Origin of the sequence: Pedobacter ginsenosidimutans (assembly GCF_001442625.1) — a bacterium.
In the GTDB taxonomy this organism is placed as follows: domain Bacteria; phylum Bacteroidota; class Bacteroidia; order Sphingobacteriales; family Sphingobacteriaceae; genus Pedobacter; species Pedobacter ginsenosidimutans.
Genome location: NZ_LMZQ01000020.1, coordinates 65568 through 84312, shown reverse-complemented (window position 1 = coordinate 84312; position 18745 = coordinate 65568). Strand labels below are relative to the sequence as shown.

Here is an 18745-nt window from a genome sequence, read left to right as displayed (position 1 = left end):
CTGCATGAAAAGACAGGATTGCGGAACATCTGTTGGCCATTAAAGCCTATAAAACTACTTGGCTGCGATCGTTTTTGCCTGAAAGATTTACTGGCTGCCTACCTGGAGAGCCAGCAAAAGGGCCGTATTTAATTACCCCTGCTTTACTTGTTGTTTACCCTTTGTTGCTACCAGGTTAACCCCAACGTTACCCCAGGCTTACCCCGGCGTTACCTTTTCTCTACCTAAAAGGTAAAGCCAACGCTTGCTTTCGCAGAATGGCAACACCGCTTACGGTTATGCTGCCCTTAAGCAGGCTGCCACAAGTGGCCTGGCTGTGGCAACACGGGCCAACCGTAACGGCTCATTTTAGCTCATAATCGGTGTTAATTTGGCTCAATTTAGCTCATTTTAGCTCAAAATGAGGCGCCAATGCTTTTAAGCCGCTAGGTTTGGGCATGGATTTAAACATAGCGGTATAAACAGCAATCCTTTTTTGAACAAACATTTTTTTACCTAAAAAAACAAAAATTATGGCAACGTATTCAAAAGGCGCAAATGGTGCATTCCCGGGCAAAGTAGGCAGTGGGCCACAACTGGCGCAACATAGATTACCTGAAAGCAGTGCAAAGCGTTTAGACAAGATCAACGTGGCAAGTTCGAATGGAATCACAACTTATGATACAGCTTCTTTTGACAGACTTTATATTTCGTTTTTAAATGATTTTAAAGAAAATCTAAAATTTTGGGTCGAAGTTAAAATAAATCGGATTTGATAAAGCAACCATATTTTCACTTAAAGCCATAGATTTTGGCACTTGTGGATAAGGTGTATTTACACCTTCGACAGTCACACGATAATAGCTTCTCCCTCTTGTTTCTGGTGTATCTTCAAATTGAACCGTTGGTATTTCGCCTTTAGCATGGTAAGTATTCAATTTCTTTCCATTTTTAATGATGGTAATGGTGTAATCTGCATCTGGTAAAGTATTACCAATTAACTGAACCAAAAATTTTACAGGTTTACCTTTAGAAATGGCATTATCTCCCATCATCAGCTCAAATTTACCGTCTTCATTTGCATCAGCATAAAATTCTACTCTCGGCGCGAAAGGATTTGAACTCACCGAAACCTTTCCATGAGTTAGCGCATCAACAATTGCCGTTAAATTTTTTTCCTTTGCAAAAACCCAGGTTGTTGGTGTACCAACATAATTATATTCGGCCTGATAAGTATTTGCACCTGGTTTTTCAGCTCCTGTAGGTACACCATGATGTGCATCGCTTCCTCCTCTTCCCGTCATCATTCTTCCTGATGAAAGCATATCATCCCAAATCATAATCGCATTTGCATTTTTTGGCCAAACTGACGAATTCCAAACTTCAATCGATTGAACCAAATCATAAGAAAAACCAAAATTGTCTTTTCCGCTTGGATGGTTTGCTGATAAGTGAATATTAAGAGACTTCTTCACTTTACCAATATTAACATCACGTTCATCACGAACATCAAATAAGCGTTTATGATGATAGGGTTTATCAGAAAATACATTTCCATGACCTCTGGTTGTCGTCCATTCTGCACCGTATAGCAATAGAAGCGAGTCTGATTTAAATTCTGGATCTGCCCAGGTATGGTGTTCCACATCGCCATCTACATGATTATCGTGATCTGTAATACACACATAATCCATTTTAACAGATTTAGAAAAATTAATGATCTTTTGAATCGAATTATTCGATGATTCTGTACTATGCCGTGAATGCACATGTAAGTCGCCTTTTAACCAAAATCCTTTTGAAAGTAAAACAGGTTTAGTTGTATTTTGTTGAGCTTTTACAATACTTACATTCAAAAGTATAGCGATACATATAATCGGAATTCTTGTTTTACACTTTACTTTTATTTTTTTAAAAATTACCTGCATTGCGGTTTGAAATTATTTATGCCTTAACTAAAAATGACGCTGGCATTTCGGCCGCCTTTAACATAAAATTATGCAGTTCAAAATTTTTAATGAAAGGCTTTAAGTTTTCTGAACCTGGGCCAAACATGGTAAGCTCAACATAATCTCCGGTATGGTTCATACCAGCCCATTGCACATCGGTATATTTGCCCAATATTTTTCCGTATTCGTAAAACGGAAGATTTGACTCGTTGTATAACTGGTTGGGAGAAATATCTTTGAAATGATTTAAAAGTGATTTAACTTCATCTGGTTTTATTTCAAAACCTTGATTCTCTTTAATCAGATCGATAATTTTCTGTTCGCTAAAGGATTGGTTCAATTGCGCCAACAACCAGGTGTTGCTATGCTTAAAATTCTGTAAACTATCGAATTTTTTATCAGCTTCATCAGCATAAAATAAACCAGGATTTGAATTCCCGTGATCAGTAGTGATGATAACCAGCGTTTCTCCATCTTTTTCTGCAAATTCAATGACCTTACCAACCGCTTCATCAAAAGCAAGCTGGTCAAATATTAATCCACTTACATCATTTGAATGCGCTGCCCAATCTACTTTTCCGCCTTCTACCTGCAAAGCAAACCCGTCTTTATTATCTTTCATCAAATCGATAGCCTTCATCGTCATTTCTGCTAACGATGGTGTCGATTTCATTAGGTTTTTATCGTGCTTTCTATCTACTTCATAAGGCAGTCCATCTTCGGCAAATAAACCTAAAACGGGCTTATTATTATTCAAAGCCAGCATTTCATCTCTATTTTCAACTACTTTATAACCTTGGGTTAAATATTTCGGAATCAGGTTTCCTCCGGCACGTTTTTCTCCAAAATACTTATGTCCGCCACCCATCATCACATCAAACTTTAGGCCCAGGTATAGCTCTGCAATAATATCCTGCCCCCCACGGTTATCTATGTTTATGCAAAAACCAGCAGGTGTTGCGTGCGTTATGGGAACAGTAGTTACACAACCTACCTTTTTACCTTTTTCTTTAAATTTCTGAAGGATAGGTTGTGGTTTTTCGCCTTTCATTCCTACATTAAGCGAACCGTTTCGAACCCGCATACCACCACCCCAGGATGAACTTGCAGCTGCAGAATCGGTAACCATAGCGCTTGCAGAAGCCGTATCCATTAATGCTCTAACAGCCTTGTTATCGCGGTACAAGCCTAACCATTTACTACTAACCCCCAGTATTCTGTTCGAATATAAATCAGCCATATTCAGCGTTCCTATACTCATGCCATCACTTACCATCATAATGATGTTTTTAGCTTTCTTTGAACCGCCAATAGGTTTAGCGATAACATCACTTACACCTGTAAATGGAATAGTTAAACCTGCTAACAATCCACCTTTTAATAATGACCTTCTATTCATATTCTATTTACTTTTTAAATAAGGGATTAGCTCTGTAGTATTTGCCACCAGCAAAGCTGACAGCGTAATCGGAATTAAAATGTGTACTTTTTAAATAATAATCTGTTGTGATAACCTGTGCGCCAGAATTACAAGCCGCATTGAAATCAGCCATATCGTTTTTACGGGCCTGTTGCGTATCGTTATCGGCCCGTGTTCTAATGATGTAACCTTTTTTTACCAGTTCAGGAATCTGTTTATCCTGCGGGTTATTTCTAATCATAAAAGCAGCCTCGGGTGTGCCGGGATCTGAATTCGCAAACATTACACGACCTTTTAGTGATGGATGATTTAGAATATAAGTCGCTCTTTTTTTGCCGCTAGCATCCAGTACAAAAATAAATTTGCCTTTCGCCTGGCTCAATTTTGGCCAATGCTGATGAAGTACTGCATCTTCAAGAGAACTGTATTTACCTCTTACTTCATCAGGAAGAATGATATGTTCTTTACCTAAATTCTCTAATATCACTTTATCCAGTTCATCAAAAACCTTTGGCGTAAATAATTCTGGTGATGTAAATCCTGGTTTTTTTATCGAATCATCTTTAGCCTCAAGCGTAATAAAAACCGGGGTATGATCTGCATGAGCTTCCGACCAGGTACGCAACACTTTTAAAGCCCTTACAAAAGTTGGTACAGAGCTTCTAAAATCGAGGTCGGGGATGTGTAAAACCTTAAAACCAGGTTTTTTCATTTCTCCGGAAGCATCAAAAGCAGGTTGATCTTTCGCCCAATCTAAACCTTTTGGATGCGCATAACGACCACCAGCAGAATCAGCATAAACATCAATCTCCAGGTTTCTTAATCCCATATTTAATTGTTCGGGCATAGAAATGTGCTCATAATCGATCTTACTGGCAGATACTGAATCCTTTTTCTTAAACATGGTAAATAATGCCGGATCGATGGCTTGCTTATAACTGTTGTGCGAACCAATTACCTGAATCTGATTGATGGTTGGGTCTTCATTAACGGTAATAAACGCTATTGCTGGCAATACCAGCAATAGGCTAATGCAACTGATGATTCTCATATGCCTTTTTTGATTGTTAATACCCGGGGTTTTGTTTCAGGTTTGTATTAAGCTTTAATTCATTTGCCGGAATAGGATAAATTCTTCTGGTTACATCCTTATTCATTGTCAATACATCATTTGGTAGCGGATATTCTATTTCGAACTGTCCGAAACGGATTAGATCATTTCTTCTCCAGGCTTCCCAGCTAAATTCACGGGCTCTTTCATCAAGTAAAGTGCTCAAATCTATCGAACTGGCTAAACTAGCACCAGCACGCGCTCTTATTTTATTTACAAGTACCAGCGGTGTTTGTAATTCGCTATTAACAGTTGTAGCGGCTGCACCCCTTAAAATTGCTTCTGCTTTCATGAGCATTACATCTGCCAAACGGAGCAGGGGCATATCGTTGCCATTTAAACGTGTCGCCTGAATTGCGTTTACATCCGGCCAGTACTTCACCGATCGAACACCTTTAGCCTGATCTGCAACGGTATTACCTAAATCCATTGGTTTGCCTGGTTTCAGAATTAAATCAGGTGTAATTTCTATTTGTGTAGTTGTTCCTGCCACAAAAACAGGTTTAGTTAAATCAGGTTTACGATTAGCATCTGGCGCATATTGTTTACCAATTAACCAGAAACTGTTACGGATATCATTGTTTAAATTAAAACGGTTATAATATTCTGGCGTTGTACTCATTGCAATACTGAAACCTACATTAATCCCATAAGCTGCTGCTAATGCAGGATAAAAACCAAATCTTGTAATCTGGTTACCCGGAATCTGCTGATCGTAGGGAATAGCAAATATGGTTTCATTAATCTGAGGACCATTATTTACATCAAAAATATCTGAATATTTGTTATCCAAAGCGTAGTTGGTGTTTTTCAGAATATTATCGGCCATAATTACAGCATCTGCATATCTCGGTTTGCCAGTATAGACCTCCGAATTGAGGTACATTTTTTCTAATAAAGCATAGGCCATTGCCTGGGTTGGTCGGCCATAAACCAATACACGGTTGTTATTATCTTTTATTGGTAATTGCGGTATTACGGCTAAAAGTTCTTTCTCAATAAATTCAAATACTTTATCTCTGGTTTGGTTTCCAGGAAGCGAGCTTACCGGAAAGGTATCTATAATGGGTACATTACCATATAAATCCATCATAAAGTAATAGTATAAGGCCCTCATTGCTTTTACTTCGGCTAAACTGCTACTTTTTTGTGCAGCTGAAACTGAAGATTCATTGGTCAGGTTGATTAAGCGGTTGCAGTTATTAATACCGCCAAATCCCCACTGCCAGATATCTCTCACATTCGGGTGGTCAATTGTCCAGGTATGGTAATGGAGCTGGCGATATTGACCGCCATCATCAAAGTTTCCATCGCGTGCCGGAATAATTGCAGCATCTGTAGAAAGCTCTTGCATTCTCCAGTATGGAACACCGTATTGAGAAGAAAGGTTAGAATACATGGTGCCAAAAAGTGCCGCGTAATCTGAATTGGTAAAAGGAAAATTATCTTTAACGTATTGCGATTCTACATCGACATCGAGCTTACTGCATGATTCTAATACCATCAGGCAAGTAAGGATATTAAATAGGATTATAATCTTTTTCATCTTTATTTTTTTTAAAATGATGCACTTGCACCGAAGCTGAAGGTTCTTGTTTTTGGATAATAATTATTGTTATCAATTCCTGGCGTTAATCCACCGATGTTGATTTCTGGGTCTAAACCACTGTATTTAGTGATTACAAAGAGGTTATTTGCCGTAACATATAATCTAATGGCTTTGATGGCTGGTGTTTTAGGTTTTAACGTATAGCCAAGCGTAGCGTTATCCAAACGCAAGTATGAGCCGCTTTCAAGGAAACGGTCTGAAATCAGGTAAGCATTAATATCATTGAAAGATTCGCCCAGGGTAAACGTTGGGATGTTTTGAAGTTTTGCATCGGCAGGATTATTTAAAGATGCCTTTGTCGCATTCAAAATCTTGTTGCCTAAAACGCCTCTAACTAAAAAGTTAAAATCCCAGTTTTTATAGCTGAAACTATTTCCCCATCCGTAAATTAATTTAGGCTGGGCGTTGCCGGCAATTTTTGCATCAGTAGTTAAAGGCTGTGTAGCAATAGTTTGACCGGCAGCATTAATGTAAGTACTTACACCTGCTGCATTTTTACCTGCATAATTCCAAAGGTTAAAAGTACCCAATGCATAACCTGGCTGAACTAACTGACTGAAATTGCCCGACTGACCTTTGCCACCGAGCTGAGCTGTTTGAATGGCTGCGATTTTGTAGAAATCATCAGATAAGGTTTCTACTACGTTTTTATTGTGCGCAATATTTGGTGAAGTTGTCCATCTGAAACTATCTGTTTGGAAAACTGTAGCGTTTAATGAAAATTCTACCCCTGTATTTTTGATTTTACCAACGTTGGCTGTAATGGTTGGTAAGAAAAACTGTGTTGTAGATACTTCATAACGATCGTAAATTAAATCTGATGTTTGTTTCACGTAAAAATCTAACGATCCCGTAATCCTGTTTCTAAATAAGCCAAAATCTAAACCAATATTGGTTGTTGCTGTACTTTCCCATTTTAAATCTGGATTTTCGTTTCTAACCGGACCAATTGCATTACTGATAGAACCGTTGTTTAAAAATTTATTACTTCCAGAGAGTGTTCCATAAATTAGTAATGAAGAGAAGGCGTCGAAACCTAAACTGTTACCCGATACGCCATAACCAGCACGAAGTTTTAAATCACTAATAACAGGAACCGACTGCATAAAATCTTCGCCAATAATTCTCCAGCCTGCAGAAACAGCCGGGAATAAACCCCAACGATTATTTTTTCCAAATGCGGAAGAACCATCATCTCTTAAAGATGCCTGAAATAAATATTTCTCACTATAGTTGTACTGAACCCTGCCGTAATATGAAATTAACCTTAAAGTTGATATAGGGGCATTGTTAAAGGCGATTTGGGAAAGCAAACTTGGATTAGACAAAAACAGGTTGTTATAACCTAAATTATCATTTGAAAAATTTTGTGTAGTTACGCCAAAACCATCATTCGTTCTATCTTCTTGCCATGAATAACCGCCAAGCAATTTTAAACTATGTTTTCCAAAAGTTTTATCATAGTTAAAGTAACCCTCTAAAACCTGGCTTTTGTTTAAAACATCGATTTTTTGTGCTTGTCCGTTTACGCCTCTGGCTAATCCCGATTGACTGTTTAAATAAGTACTGTAGTTATTTTGGTCTCTTTGAGATGAAACGCTGGCTGTAAACCTCAGCCCATCAATGATATTTACCTGAGCCATACCATTAATCAACGTTTTATTATTCAGGTTATCGATTACGTTATTATCAACAATTGATAATGGATTTCTTGTTCCGCTTCCGGTGCGGTTGTAGTTCTCTTTATAGCTACCATCAGTATTAAAAGGATTTACTGTTGGTAAATAAAAAAGCATATTGGGAAGTGCTTGTGATTGATATACATCAGAACTTTTCGAATTACTGTTAGTTATGGTTAAACCCAGTTTAAGCCTATCATTAAAAAACTTCTCGTTAAGGAAAGCACGAACAATTGTTCTTTTTAGCGAGGTATTTTTAAGAATCCCTTTATTATCTAGGTAATTCACACTTGCACCATAATCTGATGTTTGACCAGCGCCACCGTAAGAAAGGTTATGATTTTGAGAATAACCTGTTCTTTCTAAAAGTGATTGCCAGTTTGTGTCCGAACCATCATCATCTACTGCGTTTAAAGTTTGCTTATTATCTGCAAGGTATTGTCTCAGCTCAGGAGCTGAAAGCATATCATACTTTTTAGAAACTTTCTCTACGGCAGCATAACCGCTATAATTTAGGCGGGATTGACCGCTTTTAGAACGTTTTGTGGTTACGATGATTACGCCGTTTGCGGCTCTTGAACCATAAATGGCAGTCGAAGATGCATCTTTTAAAATGTCGATATTCTCTATGTCTGCCGGCGCTAATAAATCAATTGAAGCTCCGGGAACACCATCGATAACGTAAAACGGCTCTTGTGCAGCACCTTCACGTAAAGTAGATGGACCACGTAAAATAGTGGATGGTTTAGCATTCGGATCGCCGCTTTTAGTAACATTCAGACCTGCAACTTTACCTTGTAAAAGTTGGGCTGGGTTAACCAAAACACCTTGGTTAAATTCTTCTGATTTTACAGAAGTTACGGCACCAGTTAAATCTTTTTTATTAGCTGTACCATAACCAATAACCACAACATCTTTCAGGTTTTGATTATCCGAAACAAGGGTTATATTTATTTTAGCCTGGTCATTAACCGGAATTTCCTTGGTTATACTTCCAAGTAGAGAGAATGCAAGTATGTCAGACGGTTTTGCCTGAATGGTATAAACGCCATTTGCATCGGTTGATGTTCCTAAATTGCTGCCTTTTATTTTAACTGTTACACCTGGTAATGGCTGACTGGTTTCATCAATAACTTTACCTGTTATTGTTTTACTGCCCTGAGCATAGGTATTTAATGAAAAGAAAAGCAGGATTGCAACAAGATATTGCCATTTGCTAATCAAGGGCAAGTAGGTCTTTTTGTAGTTTTGTTTCATGAATGATTAGTTATGATTGTTTGGATCATTCACAGAAACAAACGATTGTTCCTTGCTCTGTGAATTTCTCACAAAGATGCCTTAACCCGATTATGGATTTTGTTAATTAGAATTAAGAAATTATTAAGAATTGTAAGGTTAATTGAAAATAATGTTAAGGATTTTCAAGTTATTGGTTCAGAATTAAGGATTAAATTTAACACAATGATGTAAAGATGAAGTGAACCTCATATTATTGATTGAAAAATGGTGATTTTTTTTTCTGAATTATATTGTTCGCTGTTGTTTGTGTTTTTTTAAAAGGCTATTTTGTTAAAAACATAAAAAAAATATATTCTTCCAGCCTTTTCAGGTTCAAAAAAAAGAGGGAGCTTTTTCAGCCCCCTCTTTTTTATCTGATCTATTTTTTTTATTTGATCTGTATTTGGTTTATTTATAAAGGTAATTCATTGCAATTACATCATTTGCATTAAATGTACGGTCGCCCCCGTTAGAGCAAGCCAGCATGAATGATTCTGCATCTGCTTTTGATGGTGTGCCTGGGATTTGTATCGCGCCAACTCCTGCTGTTCCTTCATTAGAACGTTTTCCTCCACAGCTATATGCTCTGTTCATATAGTCTGTATGACGGAATCCTATACAATGTCCAACTTCATGTTGTAAAACAGAAGCTACATACAATAAATTAGGATTAGTTCCGTAGGCATTAACATTCGTATTCATTTTAACCTGATTAAATGGTTCGCCGCTTGAAGTAGGAAAACCAGATGAACCTAAAGTGATGTAGCCACCACTTGGCCCTTCGTTAAATCCAAATACATCAATGTTACCTGTAGTGCCTGTATTTGCCCTTTGAAAAGTCATACGCAGGCCCAATGAGTTGTATCTTGAAATCATTAGGTCAACAGCATCACTATATACCTGTGGTAAATTTGTAACAGAAATTGTAATCACACGTGGTAGTGATTTAACAACATTTGTTGTGCGGTACTGCTCGGTTTCAGCAATATTTAAATTAGGACTTAAAGACTTTTCATTTAAATTGGCATCTGTTAGCAGGATATCGCCTTCTACCAGGTAACCGTTGTCCACTTTACGCGCATTTTCGACGCTAAATCCTAAGCTTTTTATTTGTTGTAAAGTACTTGCCGATATTTCGGCTTTATTATCAGTTTGTTCAGAAGTATTGTTCTTTTTGCATGAAGATACGCAGAGAAATAAAGCGCATAGCATGGCTAATGATAGAAATTTTGTGTTTTTCATGTTTAAGTTAGTTTAGGTTAATGTTGTTGATCAGACAGATCTAATATATAAACAAATTCTATGTAATCAAATAGTTACAATGTTTTTTCGGAATATTTATGTTTTGCTACTACAAAGTGGATTGCTTTAAACCTTAAATTACTGCACTTAATATCCAATGCCATTTGTACCGTAATTTATTTTAAAAACTAACACCCACCTGTAAACCTGTAGATAACGATGCAGGTAGATTATTGCCAAATCTCACGGGGAAAGGCAAGGCAAGATACAGGCTCACATCTTTTCCTTTTTTTACAACCTGGTTCAAAACCGGCGTAAAGCCATAACGGCCATTGGTTTCAAATGCTGCACGACCTATAAAAGTAAAGCCGTGTTTGAACCGGAACATTGCCCCAGGATGAAATAATACTGAACTTACTTTAGAAATATTATGTTCGGTACGGATACTCGGGGCAATCTCTAAACTGACCCCGAATTTATCACTCTTTAAAATGTTCATTCCAAATGGAAATACAAGCGTATATACATCCGAAAAGTTATCGTGGAATCCATTTTTATCCCAGGAACCGATTGGGTGAAGCAAGCTAAAATAACCGGTTACCTTTGGATAAGCATGGTTTTGACCTGTTTGTTGCGCTTTTGTTGATAAACCTGATAATGTAATGAAAACAAGTAAAAGTATACTGTGCTTAACAGGCGATTTTGTAGAGATTTTATACATAATGAGAAGTTAGAAGAATTTAATGAGTAGTCCTATCGCGGCCGCTACACCAATGATGTAGGGCTCTTGTAATTTTTTGATGTAGATAAGTGAAAGTATAGCTGCTACCGCGATTAATGCCGTTGGAATGTCTTTTATAGAACGCATGCCGATCACAATTACTGAACCGACGAGTGCGCCAATCACAGCGGCGGTAATTCCTTCAACGAATGTTTTAACGCTATTATTTTTTGCAATCTTTTTGAAAGAGGGTGCTAAGGCTACTGTAAAAATGTAGCAGGGCAGAAAAGTAGCTAGCGCCGCAATACTAGCCCCAGGAAACCCTGCGACAAGATAACCGATAAATCCTACTGTAATTACTACAGGCCCGGGCGTGATCATGGCAACTGCCACCGAATCTACAAACTGAACCTCCGTTAACCAACCAAATTCCTTTACTACACCACCATGCAGGAAAGGTACAATGGCCAGTCCGCTACCAAATACAAATGCTCCTGCCTTAACGAAAAACCAGCCAATGTCTTGTAAGGTCTTGCTGTCATAGTGCCAAAAACCAGTACTGAACAATATTCCTGCCGGGAGCGTTGAAGGCTTTTTAATCCATTGCGGTGGGGCCTTAATGAGCATATATAGGATGCCACAAGCTAAAAAAAGTAAAATTTCCTCTTTTTCGGTAACAACGGTGATCGCGATTCCAATGATATAGAACACCCATAAAAGCCATTTGGATTTGACGGCAGCAAGTTCCAGTTTGCTGATTGATTTAATGGTTAGTTTATAGGCACTCATGGTAATGATGCCGATTACGGCAGCGCCTACACCGTAAAATACCGCTTGCATCCATGCCAGCCCACCATATTGTTGGTAGGCCATACCAAGCAAAACCACCATGATGAAAGATGGCAGTACAAAGGCTAACCCTGTTAAAGTAGCGCCAATTAAGCCATAGTGTACAAAGCCGATATAGATACCCAACTGTGCGGCAAGAGGCCCGGGAGCCAGTTGTGCAAGCGCTAACCCTTCTTTATATTCTTCTTCGCTCAGCCAGCCTTTCTGCTCAACCAGATCACGCTGCATATAACCTACCAGCGCAACAGGACCGCCAAAACCCCAAGTGCCCAATTTTAAGAAATACGTTGTAATTTCTGCTAGTGAGTATCGCGGTTTGGCTTTATCGGTTTGTTCTTTCATCAGCAAATTGTATTTTACTACAATATTGCTTATTCGCAGGGCACTATAATTGTACGGATTTAACTATTTGTATCCGTTTTACCTTTTTTGTGTTTTTTTCTGTAAAATGATGGGTTTTCTCCAGTCTGTTTCTTAAAGATTCTATTAAAATGGCTCTGATCTGAAAATCCGGTAAGATAAGCAATCTCGGTTAATGAGTAAGCTGTTGTTTCTATCAACAGCATAGCCTTTTCAATCCTCATCTTCCGTATATAATCTCCAAAAGACAGATCATCAAAATACTTGGAAAACTCGCGGGATAAATAGGCTGGATTAATTTCCAATTCATCTGAAGCCTGCTGGAGACTCAAAGACATATTCGTATCCATCTGATCCTGTATCATTTCCCGTAATTCATTCGCCCAGGCCGGTGCTTTCTTTCCTTTATTTTCCCGAAGGTACCTGGTGTATATGTCGAGCAGCATTTGTTCAACTGGTCCGGCCTGTGTATGTTTTTTGTGGTAAAGGTGTTTTGCCCAGCTATACAGGCCATCATAAATCTGCATACCTAAAGCCAGTAACTCCTGATCATTTGAACTGTGGTAGGCTAAGCCCGAAAATACAGCTTCTAGTCCTGCTGCCTGTGGTGCGAAGTCATGGCGATCAGTATCTGCCCCACGAACGATAGCAGCAATGCGGTCAAGAGCAGTGTCTTTTAACTGGTGTTTTTTAATGAAATAATCAAAAGTGCATTGATCATTGTAATGCGTATATTCTACATCTGGCATGTCGAATGGTACCGCCCCTAATTCCCTGGCCTTAATCATTACCTCATCTGAAGGTACATAAATAATTTCTGCATCGGGATCGATAAAACGCCTGATTAGCCAAGGGCAGGCAATCCGGTCAATTTTTGGATGTTCACGGGTGATCCATTTTGTCATTTATAAAATAGGAGAGTAGTATGCAAAGTTAACTATCATACCTGATTTTAATAATAATAATTCGGTGAAGTGAAACTTTTATTTACTTCATCAAAAAAATGTTTAGTTCACCTATCATAAACTGTTAAGTTTTTAAGTGACGATATAGCGTGGTGCAGGAACAATAGCAAAATAAAAAACCTTCATTTAACTGTATTTTGGTGGTATTTTAAAGTAGATCGTAGAAGGTGTATTTTGCACAAGCCAGGCCGTAAAGCCCCTTGTACATTGTCGCATATCACCACTGGCAAACTCGAATTTACATGTCATCTTTGTATAGTCAGGAATTGATATTAAAAATACTGACAAGATGGTGGAGCAGCTACCACATCAAAAACGGGCGAAACCGAAAAGCCTTAAGAGTAGGAGATTAAAAAATAATTTTATGTCAAACAACACCGTTTCATTGCACAGAGTTTTAAAAGCATCGCCAGAAAAAGTATATCGTGCATTTACCGAACCTCTGGCAATCGCTTCATGGTTACCTCCATATGGTTTTCTTTGTACTGTTCACGAAATGACAGTAGCCTTAGGAGGTTCTTTTAAAATGTCGTTTCATAATTTTTCTACCTCTAATGGTCATTCATTCGGCGGAAAATACCTTGAAGTAACACCAAATGAGTTTTTAAAGTATACCGATCAGTTTGATGATCCAAATCTGCCTGGTGAAATGATTACCTCAGTTTGGTTGAAAAAGACCTTAGTTGGTACAGAAATTAAAATTACTCAGGAAGGAATTCCCTCAGCTATACCTGTAGAGATGTGTTACCTGGGTTGGCAGGAATCGCTTGAAAAGTTAGCTAAGCTGGTCGAACCGGAAATACCAGATGCTTAATTAAGGGAATTATATTTTTGAAATACATAACTCCGGCTGACCTCATGGCTTAAACCCCTCTAAAGTAATTTTGGAGGGGTTTTTTATGCACTTATCTGATATTAAGCGATTTTGCCAAATGATTAAGTCTATTGGTAGAAGCGCGGCGATAGGTATGGCAGATCAATTAAAAAGCGGCCTGCATTAGAGGCCGCTTGTATATCCTTATTTCCACTTTAATATATTAAACTTATGCCCATCTGGGTCGGCAAAGGCGCAGCCGTACATGCCTTGAAATTCCTCTGGTGGCGAGAATACAGAACCGCCGGCATCTTTTACTTTTACAGCCCAGTTATCTACCTCTTCCTTTGTTTCCGCAGAAATGGTAAATATAACTTCATTGCCCTTGCTCAAATCGGCTAATTCGCCTTTCATGCCCTTTTTTAAACTATCTTCCTTAAAAAAGTGTATCACAAAATTATCCTCGCCAAATAAAAAGCTGGCCAGTTCATCACTCTCGCGCCCTGCATTTTTTTCGAAACCCAGTTTGGTGTAAAAGGCTCTGCTTTTCTCTACATTTTTAACGCCTAAGTTGGCCCAGATTTTTGCTTTCATAATTATAGTATTTAGAAATTGATTCTTAATTATAGTGCTTCGTAACTCAATAACACGTCTGTTGTTTTATCTGTTACAAATTTCTATAGATTATTGATATCATTTAGGTGGCATAAATGACAACTTAAGGGCATGAAAGTGACAAATAAAATACTTAATTTAGTTAGCATTAAAATAACGATTTAAGCATGTTAAAAGTTTGCCTTTATATTTTCGACGAGGCTGTTCCTTCATCGGTTGCCGGCGTGGTAGATTTGTTGAGTGGTGCCAACCGTTATATGGAGCGTGCTGGTAAAAAGCCTGTATTTGCGCTAAGTTTGGTTACAGAGAAAGACCACGAAATCCCCTTTCACTTTAACAACGTCAATATCGAGCAGTTAAATTATGAGGATATACAACAAGCTGACCTGATTATTATCCCTTCATTCAGTGTGGGTAACGAGGGCGTGTTAGGTCGAAACCAGGCGGCTGTTAAATGGATCAAAGAAATGTACGCCAGCCGGGCCGAAGTGGCCAGTTTATGCGTAGGCAGCTACTTTTTGGCCGAAGCGGGTTTGCTTGATGGTAAAGAAGTAACCTCGCACTGGGCTGTCGCAGCGGATATGCAAAAACGTTATCCCAAAATCAGAATGAAAAGCGATTTGGTAACCACCGATCAGGACGGGGTTTATACCAGTGGTGGGGCATTCTCTTCTCTTAAATTGATTCTCTACCTAATTGAGAAATTTTGCGGTCGCGAAGCTGCTCTGTGGATCAGTAAAATGTTTGCCATTGAAATGGACAGAACCAGTCAGGCGCATTTTAAGGTATTTACCGGCCAGCATCAGCATGATGATAAAGATATTTTGAAAGCCCAGCAGTATATTGAAGAAAACTACCAGAACGAAATCGCGATGGATGAGGTATCCAGTCAGGTTAATATGGGTAAGCGTAATTTTATCCGTCGGTTTAAGGCCGCTACCAGTAATACACCTTTCGAATATCTACAAAGGGTAAGGATAGAATCAGCAAAAAAAGCCATCGAAATGAACCATAAAGATCTGCCATTTATTATGGAAGATACAGGTTACAACGATTTGAAAGCATTCAGGAAAATCTTTAAGCGCATTACGGGACTATCGCCCATGGAATACAAACGGAAATATGCCAGGGTCTAAATCATCAATTAGTGAGATATAGGGGGAGAACAAAAAAACATAATCAACATTAAGAGTCCATTTGTCGAATATCGGTTTTCCAGGGCTTACAAGAACCTGATTGTTTTGGGTTACATAGGCGGTTTTAAGGGATATTCTTCCTAAAATCAATTCATATTTTTTAATGGCGTAGGGGTAAATCCAAATGTTGTTGTCATACTTTCAAAAACACAATAAATATTCAATTATTTAAAAAACAAAAAGTATGAAAATGAACAAGTTTTATTTATTAGTTGCTGTTATGGTTATTACAGCGGGGGCGGCAAAAGCACAAGATTCTGACCTGGTATTTGGCGTAAAAGCTGGTGTAAACTATGGAACATTGCCAACAAGTTTAAAAGCTATAACAGATAAAAAAGGAAAGGTAGGTTATAATTTTGGGGTATTTGCGCGGGTTGGTAAATCACTATATTTTCAACCAGAATTGAACTATGTTAGCTTTAAGAGTTCATATGTTTATGCAGCTAACACTTATACACCAAAATTTAACCAACTTAATTTACCCCTTATGGTGGGCTACAAACTGATCGATACAGAAGCCTTAAATTTCAGGATTTCTGCGGGACCTGATGTTAATTATACCCTTAACGAAGCAAAAGGGCCAGTTGGCTTCGATTATAAAAAGCTTAATTTCGGTGGGGTGATCAATGCTGGCGTAGATATTGGCAATATCAGTATTGATGCCAGATACAGCAGGGGCCTTACAAAAATTAATAAGGGCCTGAATGAAAAAACAGGTTTGTTTAATCTATCTGTAGGATTTAAATTGTTTTAAGACACGTCTTTATTTCTCTATTTCATAAGTTTAAATACAGGAAGAACATAAATCCATTTTTCGCTAAAGAAAAATGGATTTTTTTGTTAACTTCTTAAATAACATTTCTTTAGTTAAAAGAAACTAAATTAGTTTTATTACTTTTGTTGCCAAACGAACTATTTAAGTCTTGTGTCATGTAATATCATTTGCATATAAATGTTGAATGACCTTTCCCACCTGGGGAGGGAGTAATTACTATTTATTTTTTACTTTACTTATTACAATATGGCTATTTCACAAAAATATGGTCGTACTTATCACTATCCGTTTTCGCCGGGGACAACCAGCGATGACAGGATCCAGCACGACTATTGGGGATATTTACAAAAAATTCCTACACTTATACACACCGAAAAACTCGATGGCGAGAATAATTGCCTGTCTAAATACGGCGTGTTTGCCCGCTCGCATGCGGCTCCAACAACATCACCATGGACCGAAAGTCTTAGGCGTTTTTGGCAACTTGCAAAACATGATTTGGGAGATTTAGAAATCTTCCTGGAAAATTTATATGCCATCCATTCTATTGAATATCGGAACCTGGAACATCATTTTTACGTATTCGGTATCCGAGAAGGCGGCCATTGGCTCAGTTGGGAAGAAACACAGTTTTATGCAAATATGTTAGATCTGCCAACTGTTCCTGTAATTAAAATAGAACAAAAACCAGAAAATCAACAACAGTTCGAAAAAGAAATACTCGAGCTGGTGAAGGGTACAGGTAAATTTGATACCTATGATGTTTACGATAAGACCCAGGTTACCATGGAGGGAATTGTTAGCAGGAATGCTGATGGGTACACCGTTGATAATTTCGCCCAAAATGTGTTCAAATACGTACGCAAGGGGCATGTTAAAACTGATGAGCATTGGACCAGAAGCTGGAAACGTGCATCATTGATAAATGAAGGAGGTAAGTATGTGGACGTTAAGTGAAAACAAGCAGTGGTCGGATCTTGAAGCCCGTTTTTATTGGGTAAAACGTATGGCAGATGTTCAACAAGACTCACGCTATCATGCAGAAGGTAACGTGGCCATACATACGCAAATGGTGTTAACCGCTTTACAAAATGAAGCTGCTTTTAAAGATTTATCTGAACAAGATCAGGGAATTTTATGGGCAGCTGCTTTATTGCATGATGTTGAAAAATACAGTACTACTGTTTTTGAAGCAGACGGAAGCATTACCTCAAAAGGACATGCGCGTAAAGGAGCTCAATTTGCAAGACAATTACTATATCAGGATGAACCAACGCCTTTTGCCATCCGTGAGCAAATTGTAGGCTTGGTGAGGCATCATGGTTTGCCAATTTGGTTGTTCGAAAAAACCGATCCTGTGAAAGTTTTAGTTAAAGCAAGCATGGAAGTTAATCTGCAATGGTTATGTTTATTGGCAAAAGCAGATATGCTTGGTCGTATTTGTGATGATCAGGAAGAAATGTTATATCGAATAGCTTGTTTCGAAGAATTTTGCAGGGAAAACAAATGTTGGGAAAATCCTTATAGGTTTAAATCAGACGCTGCACAAATGTATTTTATGCAACATGATGATGCTTATTTAGATTACATCCCATTTGATGAACCAGTAACAGAAGTTGTTTTGATGAGTGGTTTACCCGGTGCAGGAAAAGACACCTATATTAAAACACATTACGCAGATTGGCCAATAGTCTCTTTAGACAGTATCCGTAAGGAAAGGGGGATATCTCCAACGGATAAAGCAGGTAATGGAAGGGTAATACAAGAAGCAAAAGAGCAAGCCAGGGTTTATTTGCGTAAACAGCAATCGTTTGTTTGGAATGCTACCAATACAACAAGCCAGATGCGCACGCAGTTAATTGATCTGTTTAGTATTTACAAGGCAAAAGTAAGTATTGTCTATATTGAAGTGCCTTACCAACATTTGCACGTTCAGAATAAAAATAGATCTGCTATTGTACCTGCTGGAATACTTAATAAATTAGCGCACAAACTCGAAGTGCCTGCACAATGGGAAGCACATCAGGTCGTTTATCGGATTCGATAATAGCTGTTTTAAGTTCGTAATTAAGCGAGCTAAGCTAAAAATCATTGGAAAACATCCAATTTAATCAGCCCTTCAGCGTATTCTGAAGGGCTTTTTTATGCCTCTGACAGTATTTTGGATTTTTATTCCATTAATT

At 38.2% G+C, this 18745-nt stretch carries 16 protein-coding genes; 6 read left to right on the top strand and 10 right to left on the bottom strand.

Annotation, left to right across the window (positions count from 1 at the left end; translation table 11 throughout):
- Nucleotides 1-512 precede the first annotated feature (512 nt).
- Nucleotides 513-755, top strand: coding sequence for a hypothetical protein (locus tag ASU31_RS20085; RefSeq protein ID WP_057934057.1), 243 nt, complete (start codon nt 513-515; stop codon nt 753-755).
- On the opposite strand, the gene ASU31_RS20080 is transcribed toward ASU31_RS20085, so the two are convergent.
- The 9 genes from ASU31_RS20080 to ASU31_RS20040 form a co-directional block, all read right to left on the bottom strand.
- A complete protein-coding gene (locus ASU31_RS20080) occupies nt 717-1907 on the bottom strand; it encodes a CehA/McbA family metallohydrolase (protein WP_057934056.1) in 1191 nt (396 codons plus the stop codon). The two genes, ASU31_RS20085 and ASU31_RS20080, sit on opposite strands and share 39 nt — an antisense overlap.
- A gap of 16 nt (nt 1908-1923) precedes the next feature.
- Complete coding sequence (locus ASU31_RS20075) at nt 1924-3327, bottom strand: alkaline phosphatase (RefSeq protein ID WP_057934055.1); 1404 nt, start codon at nt 3325-3327, stop codon at nt 1924-1926.
- Between the two features lie 7 nt (nt 3328-3334).
- Nucleotides 3335-4399 (bottom strand): phosphatidylinositol-specific phospholipase C1-like protein, encoded by a 1065-nt coding sequence (locus tag ASU31_RS20070; protein WP_057934054.1) that lies wholly within the window; start codon nt 4397-4399, stop codon nt 3335-3337.
- A gap of 16 nt (nt 4400-4415) precedes the next feature.
- Nucleotides 4416-6005, bottom strand: a complete 1590-nt coding sequence (locus ASU31_RS20065) for a RagB/SusD family nutrient uptake outer membrane protein (RefSeq protein ID WP_057934053.1) — start codon at nt 6003-6005, stop codon at nt 4416-4418.
- Between the two features lie 11 nt (nt 6006-6016).
- Complete coding sequence (locus tag ASU31_RS20060; RefSeq protein ID WP_057934052.1) at nt 6017-9004, bottom strand: SusC/RagA family TonB-linked outer membrane protein; 2988 nt, start codon at nt 9002-9004, stop codon at nt 6017-6019.
- Nucleotides 9005-9433: 429 nt separating this feature from the next.
- On the bottom strand, nt 9434-10267 hold the full coding sequence (locus tag ASU31_RS20055; RefSeq protein WP_057934051.1) for a M57 family metalloprotease: 834 nt from the start codon (nt 10265-10267) through the stop codon (nt 9434-9436).
- Nucleotides 10268-10448: 181 nt separating this feature from the next.
- Nucleotides 10449-10988 carry a hypothetical protein gene (locus ASU31_RS20050; RefSeq protein ID WP_057934050.1) on the bottom strand — a complete coding sequence of 180 codons (540 nt, stop codon included), beginning with the start codon at nt 10986-10988 and terminating at the stop codon, nt 10449-10451.
- 9 nt (nt 10989-10997) lie between these two features.
- Nucleotides 10998-12179 carry a chromate transporter gene (locus ASU31_RS20045; protein ID WP_057934049.1) on the bottom strand — a complete coding sequence of 394 codons (1182 nt, stop codon included), beginning with the start codon at nt 12177-12179 and terminating at the stop codon, nt 10998-11000.
- Between the two features lie 59 nt (nt 12180-12238).
- Entirely contained in the window at nt 12239-13102 is an 864-nt protein-coding gene (locus tag ASU31_RS20040) for a chromate resistance protein ChrB domain-containing protein (protein ID WP_057934048.1), read from the bottom strand.
- A gap of 424 nt (nt 13103-13526) precedes the next feature.
- On the opposite strand from ASU31_RS20040, the gene ASU31_RS20035 reads away from it, so the two are divergent.
- Complete coding sequence (locus tag ASU31_RS20035) at nt 13527-13976, top strand: SRPBCC family protein (RefSeq protein WP_029276549.1); 450 nt, start codon at nt 13527-13529, stop codon at nt 13974-13976.
- A 204-nt stretch (nt 13977-14180) separates the two neighbouring features.
- Here the strand turns inward: ASU31_RS20035 and ASU31_RS20030 are convergent, their stop codons facing one another.
- On the bottom strand, nt 14181-14570 hold the full coding sequence (locus ASU31_RS20030; RefSeq protein ID WP_057934047.1) for a VOC family protein: 390 nt from the start codon (nt 14568-14570) through the stop codon (nt 14181-14183).
- A 188-nt stretch (nt 14571-14758) separates the two neighbouring features.
- Here ASU31_RS20030 and ASU31_RS20025 point away from each other — a divergent pair, with 188 nt between their 5' ends.
- The 4 genes from ASU31_RS20025 to ASU31_RS20010 all read left to right on the top strand — a co-directional run bounded on the left by ASU31_RS20025 (nt 14759) and on the right by ASU31_RS20010 (nt 18609).
- Nucleotides 14759-15727 carry a GlxA family transcriptional regulator gene (locus ASU31_RS20025; protein WP_057934046.1) on the top strand — a complete coding sequence of 323 codons (969 nt, stop codon included), beginning with the start codon at nt 14759-14761 and terminating at the stop codon, nt 15725-15727.
- A gap of 250 nt (nt 15728-15977) precedes the next feature.
- A complete protein-coding gene (locus ASU31_RS20020; RefSeq protein WP_167346215.1) occupies nt 15978-16541 on the top strand; it encodes a porin family protein in 564 nt (187 codons plus the stop codon).
- 267 nt (nt 16542-16808) lie between these two features.
- Entirely contained in the window at nt 16809-17519 is a 711-nt protein-coding gene (locus tag ASU31_RS20015; protein WP_057934044.1) for an RNA ligase family protein, read from the top strand.
- Nucleotides 17503-18609: an AAA family ATPase gene (locus tag ASU31_RS20010; RefSeq protein WP_057934043.1), complete on the top strand. Its 1107-nt coding sequence runs from the start codon at nt 17503-17505 to the stop codon at nt 18607-18609. Before ASU31_RS20015 ends, ASU31_RS20010 begins: the two co-directional genes overlap by 17 nt.
- The last annotated feature ends 136 nt before the right edge of the window (nt 18610-18745 follow it).